The organism is Roseateles sp. (assembly GCF_965262435.1).
Taxonomy (GTDB): domain Bacteria; phylum Pseudomonadota; class Gammaproteobacteria; order Burkholderiales; family Burkholderiaceae_C; genus Paucibacter_A.
On record NZ_OZ253537.1, the window covers coordinates 1974865 to 1989226 of the forward strand.

Sequence of the window (14362 nt, forward strand, 5' to 3'; positions counted from 1 at the left end):
CAGCGGTGAAGCCCGGCTTGCGGGGTTCGCTGCTCCGTGCTACACTCGCGGGCTCTGCGCAGTCCATGCTGCAGAGTTAGGCCTGTACGGGCGAAAGCCGAAAGAGCGGTTCCGGGTGATCGGATGCCGCTCCGATAGTGCAGGTGGTTTAATTGAAAGGGCTGATATGTACGCGGTCATAAAAACCGGCGGCAAGCAATACAAAGTTGCGGCTGGCGAAAAGATCAAGATAGAACAGATTGCTGCGGATGTTGGCCAAGAGATTGTGATCGACCAAGTTTTGGCTGTCGGCAACGGCGCTGAACTGAAGGTTGGCACTCCCTTGGTTGCTGGCGCTAGCATCACTGCCACGGTTGTGGCTCACGGTAAGCACGACAAAGTGCGCATCTTCAAGCTGCGTCGTCGTAAGCATTACAAGAAGAGTCAAGGCCATCGCCAGACCTACACCGAGCTGCAAATCAGCGCGGTGAACGGCTGAGCGGCGGTCAAACGCTAACTTCTTCGCCAACAGTTCAAGGAGCTAATCCATGGCACAGAAAAAGGGCGGCGGTTCAACACGAAACGGCCGCGACTCCAAACCCAAGATGCTCGGTGTGAAGGCCTACGGCGGCCAGACCATCTCTGCAGGTTCCATCATCGTGCGTCAGCGCGGTACCAAGTTCCATCCCGGCACCAATGTCGGTATCGGCAAGGACCACACGCTGTTTGCACTGGTCGACGGCCAAGTGTCGTTCGCCATCAAGGGTGAAAAGAGCCGCCAGACGGTGTTCGTGACTCCGGTCTGATCGTTTCTTAACGAACACATCGAAGCACAGCGCGGGTGGAGGGCAGCAGCCGGCCACCCGACGCACAAAGCCCCGGCTTGCCGGGGCTTTTGCTTTTTGAGGCTGCATTTGCAATGCCGGGTTTTCACCCGCATTGCTTTACCATCGCCTCAAAAGGCACGGAGCAAGCGACAAGCTTATGAAGTTCATAGACGAAGCCACCATCGATATCGTGGCCGGCAATGGTGGCGCCGGCTGTGCGAGTTTTCGCCGTGAGAAATTCATTCCCTTCGGCGGCCCGGACGGCGGCGACGGCGGCCGTGGCGGCAGCGTGTTCGCGGTCGCTGACAGCAATCTCAACACCCTGATCGATTACCGCTATGCGCGCCGCCATGAGGCCCGCAATGGCGAGGCCGGCCGCGGTTCGGATTGCTACGGTGCCGCCTCGGACGATGTGATCCTGCGCATGCCGGTCGGCACCATCGTGCGCGACCTCGAAACCGACACCGTGATTGCCGAGTTGCTCGAGCCCGGCGAGAAGATCCTGCTCGCCAAGGGCGGCGATGGCGGCTTCGGCAATCTGCATTTCAAGACCAGCACCAACCGCGCCCCGCGTCAGAAGACGCCCGGCTGGCCCGGCGAGGCCAAGAAGGTCAAGTTGGAACTGCGCGTGCTGGCCGATGTCGGCCTGCTCGGCCAGCCCAATGCGGGCAAGTCGACGCTGATCACGGCCGTGTCCAATGCCCGACCTAAGATCGCCGACTATCCCTTCACCACCCTGCATCCCAACCTGGGCGTCGTGCGTGTGGCGCCGGAGAAGAGCTTTGTGGTTGCCGACATTCCGGGTCTGATCGAGGGTGCGGCCGAAGGCGCCGGCCTGGGTCATCAGTTCCTGCGCCATCTGCAGCGCACGCGTTTGCTGCTGCATGTGGTCGACCTGGCGCCGTTTGACCCGGCCGTGGACCCGGTGGCCGAGGCGAAAGCCATCGTCAATGAGCTCAAGAAGTACGACCAGGAGCTGCACGACAAGCCGCGCTGGCTGGTGCTGAACAAGCTGGACATGGTCCCCGAGGACGAGCGCGCCAAGCGCGTCAAGGATTTCGTCAAGCGCTACAAGTGGAAGGGCCCGGTCTTCGAGATCTCGGCCCTGACCCGCGAAGGCTGCCAGCCCCTGATTCACGCCATTTACGACCATGTGGCCACGGCACACAAGGTGCATGTGGAAGTGGATCCGCGCTTCCCGGATGGCAAGCCGGCCAGCGAGGCTGACGAAGCAGACGCAGCGGACGCAAAAGCATGAGCCGCGCGCTTGCGGGCGCGCGCCGCATCGTCGTCAAGGTCGGCTCCAGCCTGGTGACCAATGAAGGCCGTGGTGTCGACGCCGAGGCCATCGGCAACTGGTGCCGTCAACTGGCTGCCTTGGCGGCCGAAGGGCGCGAGGTGGTCATGGTGTCAAGCGGCGCCATTGCTGAGGGCATGAAGCGCCTGGGCTGGACCACCCGGCCCACCGAGCTGCATGAGTTGCAAGCGGCGGCGGCTGTCGGTCAGATGGGCTTGGTCCAGATGTACGAGAGCAAGCTGCGCGAGCATGGCATGGGTAGCGCCCAGGTCTTGCTGACCCATGCTGACCTGGCCGATCGTGAGCGCTACCTCAATGCCCGTTCCACTTTGTTGACCCTGCTGCAGCACCGCGTGCTGCCGGTCATCAACGAGAACGACACCGTCGTCAACGACGAAATCAAGTTCGGCGACAACGACACTTTGGGCGCCCTGGTGGCCAATCTGATCGAGGCCGATGCGCTGGTCATCTTGACCGATCAAAAAGGCTTGTACTCCGCCGACCCGCGCCGCGATCCAAATGCGCAGTTCATTGCTGAGGCGGTGGCGGGCACACCGGAGCTGGAGCAGATGGCCGGCGGCGCTGGATCGTCGCTGGGTCGCGGTGGCATGATCACCAAGATCCTGGCCGCCAAGCGTGCGGCCGGCAGCGGCGCCAACACCGTGATTGCCTGGGGCCGCGAGCCCGATGTCTTGCTGCGCCTGGCCGCCGGCGAGGCCATTGGCACCGCGTTGCTGGCCAGCCTGCCCAAGCTGGCGGCGCGCAAGCAATGGATGGTGGACCATCTGCAGCTGCGCGGCGCGGTTTCGGTTGATGCGGGGGCCGTGCTCAAGCTCCAGGGCGAGGGCAAGAGCTTGCTGCCGATCGGTGTGATGGAAGTGCAGGGCGAGTTCCACCGCGGCGATGTGATTGCGGTGCGAGACCCCGAGGGTCGAGAACTGGCGCGCGGCTTGAGCAATTACTCCAGTGCCGAAGCCCGCCTGATCGCCCGCAAGCCTTCGGCCGAGATTGGCCGTGTCCTGGGCTACGCAGCCGAGCCCGAATTGATCCACCGCGACAATCTGGTGCTGCGCTGACCCTCCTGCGGTACTGAAATGGAAAAGCCTGCTGCGACCGCAAGGTCGAGCAGGCTTTCGTCATTTCAGCGCCAACCTATGCAGGCACTTGCGTCTATTCCTGTGCCGCCGTCTTGCCCGCGTCCTGGCCCGTCTCATGCTGTTGTGGCTCGCCCTGCTGCAGCTCGGCTCGCCCATGCTGCGGACGCATGCCCGAGCGCAGATAGCGGTTGTGGTGGTTGATGCGCGGCAGGTAGCGAGCGAGTTCGGTCAGGGCGTTTTCATAGACGCCGCGCTTGAATTCGATCACCGCATCCAGGGGCACCCAGTAGTCGTTCCAGCGCCAGGCGTCGAACTCCGGGTGGTTGGTGGCGCGTAGATTCATGTCTGAATCGCGGCCGAGTAGCTGCAGCAGGAACCAGATCTGCTTCTGGCCGCGGTAATGGCCACGTGCGTCACGGCGTATGAAGTGGTCGGGCACCTCATAGCGCAGCCAGTCGCGGGTGCGCGCAATGATGCGCACATGGTCGGGCACAAGCCCCACTTCCTCGTGGAGCTCACGGAACATCGCCTGCTCAGGCGTTTCGCCATAATTGATGCCCCCTTGCGGGAACTGCCAGGAATGGGTGCGAATGCGCTTGCCCCAGAACACTTCATTCCTGTGGTTGAGCAGGATGATGCCGACGTTGGGGCGGAACCCTTCACGGTCGAGCATAATCAACCTCGAATCTATAGTTGGTTTGATTATTGCATTGGCATGCCGCCTTGGCATCACTGTCTAACCCGCAAGCCAGCTGCGAATCGATCCGCGCGGTCAGCGCGCACTCCCTTCCACTTTTGAATCCGGTTCGGCCCCCGCGGTCGAGCCCCGCCGCCGCCATGAAAGCCAGCCAGTTTTTCGTCTCCACCCTCAAGGAAGCACCTGCCGATGCGGAAGTTGTCAGCCACAAGCTGATGATGCGCGCCGGCATGATCAAGCGCCTGGGCGCCGGCATTTACAACTACATGCCCATGGGTTTGCGCGTGATCCGCAAGGTCGAGGGCATCATCCGCGAGGAAATGGTGCGGGCCGGCGCGGTGGAGCTGCTGATGCCGGTGGTGCAGCCGGCCGAGCTCTGGCAAGAAACAGGCCGTTTCGACAAGATGGGCCCGGAGCTGATGCGCGTCAAAGACCGCCACGGTCGCGATTTCATCATCCAGCCGACATCTGAGGAGGTGATGACCGACATCGCCCGCCAGGAGCTGCGCAGCTACAAGCAGCTGCCCAAGAACTTCTTCCATATCCAGACCAAGTTCCGCGACGAGCGCCGCCCGCGCTTCGGCATCATGCGCGGCCGCGAGTTCACCATGAAGGACGCTTATTCCTTCGACCGTGATGTGGCCACCGCCACGCTCAGCTACCAGAACATGTACTCGGCCTACCAGCGCATCTTCGAGCGCTTCGGCCTGCAGTTCCGTGCCGTGGCGGCCGACACCGGTGCCATCGGCGGCGAACTCTCGCACGAATTCCAGGTCATCGCCGACACCGGCGAAGATGCCATCGTCTACTGCCCGAGCAGCGACTACGCCGCCAATATCGAGCTGGCTGAGGGTGTGGCCTTGCTGCCGGCCCGCGCGGACGCGACGCAAGCGCTGGTCAAGACCGCGACGCCGGGCAAGAGCACCTGCGAGGACGTGGCTGCTTTGCTGGGCCTGCCGCTGACGCAGACGGTCAAGTCCATCGTGCTGGCGGCCGACGAGCTGAACGAACACGGCGAAGTGGTCAAGAGCGTGGTCTGGCTGCTGCTGCTGCGCGGCGACCACGACATGAACGAAGTCAAGGTCGGCAAGGTCGAAGGCCTGAAGGCCGGCTTCCGCTTCGCCACCGTCAGCGAGATCGAAGCTCATTTCGGCAGCAAGCCTGGTTACTTGGGCCCGATCCAGCTGCTCAAGCCGGTCAAGGTGGTGGCCGACCGCACCGTCGCTCTGATGAGCGATTTCGTCTGCGGCGCCAACGAGGCCGATTTCCACTTCACCGGCGCCAACTGGGGCCGTGATTTGCCCGAGCCGGACCTGGTCGCCGACATCCGCAACGTCGTCGCCGGGGACCCCTCGCCCGACGGCCAGGGCGTGTTGGCCATCCAGCGCGGCATCGAGGTTGGTCATGTCTTCCTGCTGGGCACCAAGTACTCGGCTGACATGAAGGCCACGTACCTGGATGAAAACGGCAAGCCTCAGCTGATGGTGATGGGCTGCTATGGCATCGGCGTGACCCGCATCCTGGGTGCCGCCATCGAGCAGAACCATGACGAGCGCGGCATCATTTGGCCGGAAGCCATCGCACCGTTCAGCGTCGTCGTGTGCCCGATTGGCATGGATCGCAGCGAAGAGGTCAAGGCCGCGGCTCACAAGCTGCACGACGAGCTGCAAGCCCTGGGCGTGGACGTGCTGCTGGACGACCGCGGCGAGCGCCCCGGCGCCATGTTTGCCGACTGGGAGCTGGTCGGCGTGCCGCACCGCGTGGTGATCTCGGACCGCGGTCTCAAGGAAGGCCTGGTTGAGTACCAGGGCCGCCGCGATGCCGAGGCTCGCAAGCTGAGCCTGGCCGAGGTGCTGGACCTGCTCAAGCCCAAGACGGCGTGACCGTCGCGGCGCTGCACCCCGCGCCGCCACCGGGCGTGCTGGTGCAGCAGCGCCAGGCGCCGATTGATGGCTTGCGGGCGCTGGCGCTGCTGCCCGTCATTGCCATCAACTGGGTCGGTTATGCCGCGCTGCCGGACGGCGGCCCTTTGGCGGCGCCGCAGCCGGCGGATTCGGGCGCGGCCCAGGTCGCGCTCGCCCTCATCGCGGCGCTGCTGGCCGGCAAGGGCTTGTGCTTGTTGATCTTTCTGTTTGGCTACAGCCAGGCCGCCTCGTTTCGTGCCCAGCGAGTTGCTCGCCTTCTTGCTGGCTCTGTTGCGCCAGACCCCGCTCAGCGCCGCGGCCGCCGCATGCGTCGTCTCTTGCTGCTCGGGGTTTTGCACGGCGTGCTGGTCTATTCCGGTGACATCTTGACCGCCTATGCGCTGAGCGGCCTGCTGCTGCTCCGGGCACCGGCGCTGCGCTTGCGCCAATTGCGGCGGCGCTTGTGGGTGTGGGCCAGTCTTTCGCTGCTGATCACGGCGTTGACCCTGCTCTGGTTTGTGTCGGACAGCAGTTTGTTCGTACCCGAGTCGCCACGCTCTCTGGCCGCGCCCAATTCCTGGTCGGGCTGGTGGCTGCTCAATGGTGGCCACTATCTGCTGATGCAGCTGGGCGTTGTTGTGCAAGGCCTGCCCTTGTTTCTGGGCTTGATGACGGCGGGCCTGATGGCCGGGCGTTTGCGACTTTTCACGCATGCGCGCTGGCGCCCGCTGTGGGCTGCGTGGGCGCGACGCTGGCTCGTGCCTGGGCTCTTGCTCAATGCCGTCTGGGGTGTCGGCTGGTGTTGGGTCTTGATTGATCAGGATCGGCAGCAGGACGCTGTTTATGGCCTGCTCTCTCTCATTGCGGCGCTGCTTTTGTTGATCGGCCTGGTGCCTTGGCTGCTCATGCACGGCCAAGGCTGGCTGAATGCCCTGGCGCCAGCCGGGCGCCATACCCTGAGCATGTATGTGGGCAGTTCTTTGCTGAGTCTGGCTTGCTTGAGCGGCGCAGGCCTGGCCCTGCCTCTGGGAACGCTGGCGCTGGCGGCTGCGAGCCTGCTGTACTGGGTGCTCTGGCTGGCACTGGCCCGCGGCCTGGGGCCGCGGCGACGTTTGCCTTTGGAGGCCTGGCTGGGCTCCGCTTGATCTCACCCACCTGATTGCGTTGAACTTGCTAATCATGAATTCACCCGGCACATCCTGGCCATCCGGCCGACGCAGCCTGCTGCTGTCTGCGGGGGCGCTGCTGTGCTTGCCACGGCCGGCCAGCGCCGGTGCTCAGGTCGAGGAGCCGCTGGCCGACGCCGTGCGCTCGGCGCTGTCGGCTTCGGTGGCCAATAGCGCACCACCCAAGCCGCGCTTCGATCAGATCGACGCTCGCCTGGCCTATCTGCGCTGGTTGGGGGCCATGAGTGAGAAGCTCAAGAATCGCAAGAGCGAGGCGCTGACGCGGATCGAATTTCTCGAGACGATCTGGTACGAATCCAAGCGTGCTGGGCTGGAGCCCAGTCTGGTGCTGGGCCTGGTGCAAGTGGAAAGCGGCTTCCGCAAGTACGCTATCAGCACGGCCGGGGCGCGCGGCTATATGCAGGTCATGCCCTTCTGGGCCAAGCTGATCGGTGACGGCCAAGCCTCACGGCTCTTTCATATGCAGACTAATCTGCGCTTCGGCTGCGTCATCCTGCGCCACTACCTGGACCGCGAACAGGGCGATATGTACCTGGCCCTGGGGCGCTACAACGGCAGCCGCGGCAAGCCCGAATATCCCCGGGCGGTGTTCGCCTCGCGCCGGCAGTGGTTGCTGCCCGGCGAGGTTTGAGTCTTCAGGCCTTCAGGCCTGACCAGCGCTTGGGTTCGGCGCCGCTCACGCCGGCCAGTTCCAGCACCCGCTCGGCACTCTCGTTGACCAGCTCCGCGATGCTCTGCGGGTGGTGATAGAAGGCCGGCAGCGGTGGAAAGACGATGGCGCCCATTTCCGTGGCGGCCACCATATTGCGCAGATGGGCCAGGTTGAAGGGCGTTTCGCGCACCATCAGGATCAGGCGGCGGCGCTCTTTCAGCGTCACATCGGCGGCCCGGGTCAGCAGGTTGTCGCCAAAACCATGGGCCACCGAGGCCAGGGTCTTCATGGAGCAGGGCGCGATCACCATGGCCGCCGTGGCGAAACTGCCGCTGGCCACACAGGCGCCGATATCGCCGGGCGCGTGGGCGTAGGAGGCCTCGGCCTCCAGCGCCTTGCGATCCATGCCCAACTCATGGTGGGCATTGAGCACGCCCGAGGGCGTGACGATCAGATGCGTTTCCAGGCCAAGTTCGCGGCTGCGCCGCAGCAGGCGCAGCGCATAGGCCGCACCGGTGGCGCCGGTGACGCCGACGACCAGTCTTTGTGTCATGCGGGCTGCGGCCTGGAATCAGGCGCTGAGCAGCTCTTGCAGTTCACCGGCTTCGTACATCTCCATCATGATGTCCGAGCCGCCGACGAACTCGCCCTTGATGTAGAGCTGGGGGATGGTCGGCCAGTTGGCATATTCCTTGATGCCTTGGCGCACGCCTTCGTCCTCCAGCACATTGAAGGTCTTCAGATCGCTGGCGCCGCTGGCCTTCAGGATCTGGATGGCACGGCCGGAGAAACCGCACATGGGGAATTGCGCCGTGCCCTTCATGAACAGCACCACACGGTTGTTCTTGACCAGATCGTCGATGCGCTGTTGAACGTCGTTCATTGTCTTCATGCCCCAAAGTAAAAAATTTGGGGCAATTATCGACCAGGCGGCGCCAGGGCACTCAGTAGCTGTAGGACAGCCCGAGTTGCAGCACGGGTTTGAGGCGCAAATCCCGCAGCAACTCTTCGGCGCCGGTGTTGCGGCTCAGGCCCAGGCGCAGGCCACCCAGTGACAGCGGGCCGATCAGACCCAGGTCGGCGCTGAAGCCCCAACCGCCGCGCAAGGACTGGCCGCTGTAGCCGATGCCGAGATAGCTCAGTGAGGGCGCCGCGTCGCCCAGCAGCTGTGTGTCAGGCCGCAGCAGGCTGACACTGCGCTGGCCGACCGCCAGGCGCTGTCGGAAATCGCGTGTCAAAGCGAGGCCGGCGCTGCTTTGGGCCAAACTGGCCGAGCCCATCATCATGCCGCCGGTGGCGCGCAGGCCGCCGGCAATACCGCCGATGCCGGAGCCGGTCAGGTAGTAGTCGCCCAAGAGATTGGCGCTCAGCAGGCGTGCGCCTTGGCCTTCCAGGCTGCTCAGCTGCACGCGTGCCTGCCAGCGCGCCTGGTCCGCTTGCAGACCGAGTCCATCCAGTGCCTGAGCGCTGCCGCAGCACAGGGCCAGCAAGCTCAAGGCCAGTTTCAGGGGAGCAAACAGGGCCGTTCGGGCGTTTGTCATGGCAGTCTCCTGAAACAGTGGGTTCAGCCCATGCTACTGCCTGGCCATGAAAACACACGCGTCAAATTGCCAGCAATTGGCCGGCAATTGCTAATTTGTGTTGCGTGAATCAGCCAGGCCAGCGTGCGCCGCTGACGCGCGGCTGGCCGCCCAGGTCGTGGCGCAGGCTCACATCAACAAAACCACGGCATTCCAGCGCCAGGGCCACCGGCTCGGCCTGGTCGTAGCCATGCTCCAGCAGCAGCCAGCCGCCGGCGCTGAGGTGGGCCGGTGCGCCTTCGATCAAGGTCATCAGGTCGCTCAGGCCGTCGCCGCCCGGGGTGAGGGCGCCCAGCGGCTCGTGGCGCAGAGCCGGCAGATGCGGGTCCTGGCCGGCGATATAGGGCGGGTTGCTGACGATCAGTTCGAAGCTGCGGCCGCGCAGCGGGTTCCACCAGCTGCCCTGCAAGAACTCCACTGCCAGGCCCAGACGCTCGGCATTGCCGCGCGCCACTTCGAGCGCCCCGGCGCTCAGGTCTACAGCGCTGAGCTCGGCCGCTGGTTGGTCGGATTTGATCGCCAGGGCGATGGCGCCGCTGCCTGTGCCCAGGTCCACCACGCGTGGCGCGGTGCCCAGGTCGGCCAGCAGCTCCAGCGCCCAGTCGACCAGGGTCTCGGTGTCGGCGCGCGGGATCAAGGTGTCGCGGCTCAGGCGCAGGCGCAGGCCGTGGAATTCTTTCTCGCCCAGCACATAGGCCAAGGGCAGGCCCTCGGCCATCTGCTGCATTTCGCTGGCCAACTGCGCGGCCAGGGCCGGGCTCAGGGCCTCGTCGTCATGGCTGATCAGCCAGGCGCGGCTTTGCTGCAGGCGCTCGGACAGCAGGGTTTGGGCATCACCGCGCTCCAGGCCCAGCTGGCGCGCCAGGGCCAGGGCGGCTTTGACGTCAAGGGGCGGGTTCAGGCTCATGCCCGGCCTTCCTCCAGCAGGGCCAGCTGTTCGGCTGCCTGGGCCGCTTGCAGGCCGGCGGCCACATCGTCAAGGTCGCCGTCCATGATGGCGCCGAGCTTGTACAGCGTCAGGTTGATGCGGTGGTCGGTCAGGCGGCCTTGCGGGAAGTTGTAGGTGCGGATGCGGTCGCTGCGGTCGCCGCTGCCGATCAGGCCCTTGCGGGTGGCGGCCTCCTTGGCGGCGCGTTCGTTCTTGTCCTTGTCGCGCAGGCGGGCGGCCAGCACAGCCATGGCCTTGGCCTTGTTACGGTGCTGGCTGCGGTCATCCTGGCATTCGGCCACCAGCCCGGTGGGCAGGTGGGTGATGCGGATGGCCGAGTCGGTCTTGTTGACGTGCTGGCCGCCGGCGCCGCTGGCGCGGAAGGTGTCGATGCGCAGCTCGGCCGGGTTCAGCGTCACCTCCTCGGCCTCGTCGGGTTCGGGCATCACGGCCACGGTGCAGGCGCTGGTGTGGATGCGGCCCTGCGATTCGGTCGCCGGCACGCGCTGCACGCGGTGGCCGCCCGATTCGAACTTGAGCCGGCCGTAGACCCGCTCGCCCTCGATGCGCACCACCAACTCCTTGTAGCCGCCCAGGTCGGACTCGCTGGCCGAGAGGATCTCGCTGCGCCAGCCCTGGCGTTCGGCATAGCGCAGGTACATGCGCGCCAGGTCGCCGGCGAACAGAGCCGACTCGTCGCCACCGGCGCCGGCGCGGATTTCCAGAAAGGCCGGGCGCTCGTCATCGGGGTCGCGTGGCAGCAGGGCCAGTTGCAGCGATTCATGCAGGCGCGTGATGTCGGCGTCGGCCGCGGCGATCTCCTCGCGTGCCATCTCGGCCATCTCGGGGTCTTGCAGCAGGCTGCGAGCCTCGTTCAAGTCAGCCTCGCGCTGCAGATACTGGCGGTACTGGCCGACCAGTTCGGCGGCCTCGGCCTGCTCTTTGGTCAGGGCGCGGTAACGCTTCATGTCGGCGGCCAGGGAGCCGTCGGCCAGCAGCGAATCGAGCTCGCTGAGGCGGAAGGCAAGGCGGTCGAACTGCTGGCGCAGGGAGTCTTTCATGGGAGGCAATCGGCAAAGACAGAGAACGAGCGGATCTGGGGCATAAGCCCGCAGGGCAGGGGCGAAACCTGCTCGGTCGCTAATTCTCGGAGGCCGATTTTTCCGGGCTGCGCGGGCTGTTGCGCAGGAACAGGCGCGAGACGGTTTGTGCCAGCTGCAGGCGCTGCTCGCCGTCGACGCTGTGCAGCTCGGCCAGGGCGCCGTGCAGCATTTTTTGCGTCAGGCCGCGGGCCAGGGCTTCCATGACCTCGTCGACATCGGCGCCCTTGGCCAGCAGCTTGCGCGCACGGCTCATCTCATGCTCGCGCCAGTCCTCGGCCTGGGCATTGAGGGCCTGGATCAGGGGCACGGTGTGACGCTGGCCCAGCCAGTGCACAAAGCTCTGCACACCGGTTTCGATGATGGCCTCGGCCTGCTCGACCGCGGCCTGGCGTTTTTCACCGGCCGACTGCACCAGGGTGGCGAGCTCGTCGACGGTGTAGAGGTAGACATCGTCCAGCTGCGCGACTTCGGGTTCGATGTCGCGCGGTACGGCCAGGTCGACCATGAACATGGGGCGGTGGCGGCGCGCTTTCAGCGCCCGCTCGACGGCACCGAGGCCGATCAGGGGCAGGCTGCTGGCGGTGCAGGAAATCACCGCGTCGAACTCATGCAGGCGCTGCGGCAGGTCGGCCAGACGCACGGCCTCGGCACCCAGGCGGCTGGCCAGCTTTTCGCCGCGCTCCAGCGTGCGGTTGGCCACGGCCATGTGCAGCGGCGTCTTGGCAGCGAAATGGGTGGCCACCAGCTCGATCATTTCACCGGCGCCGACGAAGAGCACGCGGATCTTGCTCAGGTCTTCAAACAGCTGGCCGGCCAGGCGCACCGAGGCGGCCGCCATGCTGATGGAATGGGCGCCGATCTCGGTCGAGCTGCGCACCTCCTTGGCCACCGAGAAGCTGCGCTGGAAGAGCTGGTGCAAGGTGGTGCCGACCGTGCCGGCGTCTGTGGCTTCACGCACCGCCTGCTTCATCTGGCCGAGGATTTGCGGCTCGCCCAGCACCATGGAGTCGAGCCCGCTGGCGACTCGGAAGGCGTGGCGCGCCGCGGCGCTGCCCTCGCGCACATAGGCATGGTCCATCAGCGCGGCCGGGCTGACGCCGCCGACCTGGGCCAGCCAGTCCACAGCGGGCTGCACGCCGGCGGGGGAGCCGGCGATGTAGAGCTCGGTGCGGTTACAGGTGGACAGCAGGGTGGCCTCGGCGGGCACCTTGCTGGCGAGGGCGGCGCGGCTGAGCTGTTCGCGGACGTTCAGCACGGTCGGTGCCAGCTGGTCCAGCGAGAACGCAAAACGGCCGCGCAAATCCAGGGGCGCGGAGTTGTGGTTCAGACCGAGGGCGAAGACCGTCATGGGCGGATTATAAAATTGACTGAGGAGACGCCTGTGGCCGCAAGGCCATGGATGTGCCCGAAAAGCTTGATGCACATCAAGCAAACCCCGTCCCAACGAACCGCCAGCTTGCGAGCACCGCCACCTTGAACCCCCTGGACGCCTTTTGGCACCTGAGCAATTTCTTCCTGCCGGCCTGGGCCGTGGCCGCGCTGATGGCGGGTGGCGCCAAGCTGTTGTGGCGGCGCGAGCTCAAGGCTCTGGCTTGGCGGCGCTTGACGGTCTGGGGTGGCTGGGGCGGCAGCCTGGCTTTGATTCTGGCCATGGTGCTGCTGGGCCGGGACGGCAAGATGCTGGGCTATGGGCTGATGCTTTTAGGCATCAGCCTGCCGCAATGCGTCTTGAGCTTCAGGCTGGGACGCTGACGGTCTCCTGGGTCAGCACCTCGGCGCGCAGCGAGTGCGCGAAAGCCTGGGTGATCTTGACGTCCACCAACTGGTTCATCAGCCGGGCCTGACCCTTGAAGTTGACGATGCGGTTGCACTCGGTGCGGCCCATCAGCTCGCTGGCGTCCTTGCGAGCATTGCCGGTGACGAGGATGCGCTGGGTTGTGCCGACCATGGTTTCGCTGATGGCCAGGGTGTTGGCCTCGATCACGGCTTGCAGCTCCTGCAGGCGCTTGACCTTCACTTCGTAGGGCGTCGTGTCCTCCAGCGCGGCGGCCGGCGTGCCGGGGCGGGGGCTGAAGATGAAGCTGAAGGATGCGTCGAAGCCGATGTCGTGCACCAGCTTCATCAGCTTGGCATGGTCTTCTTCGGTCTCGCCGGGGAAGCCGACGATGAAATCGCTGGCGATGCGGATGTCCGGGCGGATGGCGCGCAGCTTCTTGATCGTGCTCTTGAACTCCAGGGCGGTGTAGCCGCGCTTCATGGCCATGAGGATGCGGTCGCTGCCATGCTGGACCGGCAGGTGCAGATGGTTGACCAACTGCGGCACCTTGCCGTAGGCCTCGATCAGGCGCTGGCTGAACTCGTTCGGGTGGCTGGTGGTGAAGCGCAGGCGCTCGATGCCAGGGATCTCAGAGGCGTATTCCAGCAGCAGGGCCAGGTCGGCGTATTCGCCCGTGTCGCCCATCTTGCCGCGGTAAGCATTGACGTTCTGACCCAGCAGATTGAACTCCACCACGCCCTGGTCGGCCAGGCCGGCGATCTCGGTCAGCACATCGTCAAAGGGGCGCGAGACCTCTTCGCCGCGGGTGTAGGGCACGACGCAGTAGCTGCAGTACTTGGAGCAGCCTTCCATGATGGAGACGAAAGCCGAGGCGCCCTCGACCTTGGCTGGCGGCAGGTGGTCGAACTTCTCGATCTCGGGGAAGCTGATGTCCACTTGCGGGCGGCGCTCCTCACGGCGCGCGGCCAGCATCTGCGGCAGGCGGTGCAGGGTCTGCGGGCCAAATACCACGTCCACATAGGGTGCGCGCTCGATGATGGCCGCGCCTTCTTGCGAGGCCACGCAGCCGCCCACACCGATCAGCACGCCTTTTTCCTTCAGGTGCTTGACGCGGCCCAGATCGCTGAACACCTTCTCTTGCGCCTTCTCGCGCACCGAGCAGGTGTTGAAGAGGATCAGGTCGGCCTGCTCGACGTCGTCGGTCTTCTCGTAGCCCTGGGCCGCGCCGAGCACATCGGCCATCTTGCCCGAGTCGTACTCGTTCATCTGGCAGCCGAAGGTTTTGATGAAGACTTTCTTGGGGGACGGGGTGTTGCTGCTCATGGCGGGACTCA

The 14362-nt window shown here is 65.2% G+C and carries 16 protein-coding genes; 8 read left to right on the forward strand and 8 right to left on the reverse strand.

Annotated elements, in window-relative coordinates; genetic code table 11:
- The first annotated feature begins 166 nt into the window (after nucleotides 1–166).
- The 4 genes from rplU (at nucleotide 167) to proB (ending at nucleotide 3179) form a co-directional block, all read left to right on the forward strand.
- Nucleotides 167–478, forward strand: a complete 312-nt coding sequence (gene rplU / locus ACQY39_RS08545; protein WP_263516960.1) for a 50S ribosomal protein L21 — start codon at nucleotides 167–169, stop codon at nucleotides 476–478.
- Nucleotides 479–527: 49 nt separating this feature from the next.
- A complete protein-coding gene (gene rpmA / locus ACQY39_RS08550; RefSeq protein WP_263516961.1) occupies nucleotides 528–785 on the forward strand; it encodes a 50S ribosomal protein L27 in 258 nt (85 codons plus the stop codon).
- A gap of 178 nt (nucleotides 786–963) precedes the next feature.
- A complete protein-coding gene (gene obgE, locus ACQY39_RS08555; RefSeq protein ID WP_263516962.1) occupies nucleotides 964–2064 on the forward strand; it encodes a GTPase ObgE in 1101 nt (366 codons plus the stop codon).
- Entirely contained in the window at nucleotides 2061–3179 is a 1119-nt protein-coding gene (gene proB, locus ACQY39_RS08560) for a glutamate 5-kinase (protein ID WP_263516963.1), read from the forward strand. Before obgE ends, proB begins: the two co-directional genes overlap by 4 nt.
- A gap of 94 nt (nucleotides 3180–3273) precedes the next feature.
- Here proB and ACQY39_RS08565 read toward each other — a convergent pair whose 3' ends face one another.
- The gene (locus ACQY39_RS08565) at nucleotides 3274–3873 is read right to left on the reverse strand and encodes an RNA pyrophosphohydrolase (RefSeq protein ID WP_263516964.1); all 600 of its coding nucleotides are present in this window, start codon (nucleotides 3871–3873) and stop codon (nucleotides 3274–3276) included.
- A gap of 164 nt (nucleotides 3874–4037) precedes the next feature.
- Here ACQY39_RS08565 and ACQY39_RS08570 point away from each other — a divergent pair, with 164 nt between their 5' ends.
- The 3 genes from ACQY39_RS08570 to ACQY39_RS08580 are packed head-to-tail and all read left to right on the forward strand — an operon-like array spanning nucleotide 4038 to nucleotide 7619.
- The gene (locus ACQY39_RS08570; protein ID WP_428505261.1) at nucleotides 4038–5780 is read left to right on the forward strand and encodes a proline--tRNA ligase; all 1743 of its coding nucleotides are present in this window, start codon (nucleotides 4038–4040) and stop codon (nucleotides 5778–5780) included.
- Nucleotides 5777–6946 carry a hypothetical protein gene (locus ACQY39_RS08575; protein WP_428505264.1) on the forward strand — a complete coding sequence of 390 codons (1170 nt, stop codon included), beginning with the start codon at nucleotides 5777–5779 and terminating at the stop codon, nucleotides 6944–6946. The genes ACQY39_RS08570 and ACQY39_RS08575 overlap by 4 nt, the downstream gene beginning before the upstream one ends.
- A gap of 34 nt (nucleotides 6947–6980) precedes the next feature.
- Nucleotides 6981–7619 (forward strand): lytic transglycosylase domain-containing protein, encoded by a 639-nt coding sequence (locus ACQY39_RS08580; protein ID WP_428505266.1) that lies wholly within the window; start codon nucleotides 6981–6983, stop codon nucleotides 7617–7619.
- A gap of 4 nt (nucleotides 7620–7623) precedes the next feature.
- On the opposite strand, the gene ACQY39_RS08585 is transcribed toward ACQY39_RS08580, so the two are convergent.
- The 6 genes from ACQY39_RS08585 to hemA form a co-directional block, all read right to left on the reverse strand.
- On the reverse strand, nucleotides 7624–8193 hold the full coding sequence (locus tag ACQY39_RS08585; RefSeq protein ID WP_428505268.1) for a UbiX family flavin prenyltransferase: 570 nt from the start codon (nucleotides 8191–8193) through the stop codon (nucleotides 7624–7626).
- A gap of 18 nt (nucleotides 8194–8211) precedes the next feature.
- Entirely contained in the window at nucleotides 8212–8523 is a 312-nt protein-coding gene (grxD, locus tag ACQY39_RS08590) for a Grx4 family monothiol glutaredoxin (RefSeq protein ID WP_263516969.1), read from the reverse strand.
- A 61-nt stretch (nucleotides 8524–8584) separates the two neighbouring features.
- Nucleotides 8585–9181, reverse strand: a complete 597-nt coding sequence (locus tag ACQY39_RS08595) for a hypothetical protein (RefSeq protein ID WP_428505270.1) — start codon at nucleotides 9179–9181, stop codon at nucleotides 8585–8587.
- Nucleotides 9182–9290: 109 nt separating this feature from the next.
- A complete protein-coding gene (gene prmC, locus ACQY39_RS08600; RefSeq protein ID WP_428505272.1) occupies nucleotides 9291–10127 on the reverse strand; it encodes a peptide chain release factor N(5)-glutamine methyltransferase in 837 nt (278 codons plus the stop codon).
- Nucleotides 10124–11209, reverse strand: a complete 1086-nt coding sequence (prfA, locus tag ACQY39_RS08605; protein ID WP_428505274.1) for a peptide chain release factor 1 — start codon at nucleotides 11207–11209, stop codon at nucleotides 10124–10126. The genes prmC and prfA overlap by 4 nt, the downstream gene beginning before the upstream one ends.
- A 79-nt stretch (nucleotides 11210–11288) precedes the next feature.
- On the reverse strand, nucleotides 11289–12599 hold the full coding sequence (gene hemA / locus ACQY39_RS08610) for a glutamyl-tRNA reductase (RefSeq protein WP_428505276.1): 1311 nt from the start codon (nucleotides 12597–12599) through the stop codon (nucleotides 11289–11291).
- 125 nt (nucleotides 12600–12724) lie between these two features.
- Here hemA and ACQY39_RS08615 point away from each other — a divergent pair, with 125 nt between their 5' ends.
- Entirely contained in the window at nucleotides 12725–13003 is a 279-nt protein-coding gene (locus tag ACQY39_RS08615; RefSeq protein WP_428505278.1) for a hypothetical protein, read from the forward strand.
- Here ACQY39_RS08615 and miaB read toward each other — a convergent pair.
- A complete protein-coding gene (gene miaB, locus ACQY39_RS08620) occupies nucleotides 12987–14351 on the reverse strand; it encodes a tRNA (N6-isopentenyl adenosine(37)-C2)-methylthiotransferase MiaB (RefSeq protein WP_428505280.1) in 1365 nt (454 codons plus the stop codon). The genes ACQY39_RS08615 and miaB overlap by 17 nt on opposite strands.
- Nucleotides 14352–14362: the final 11 nt, after the last annotated feature.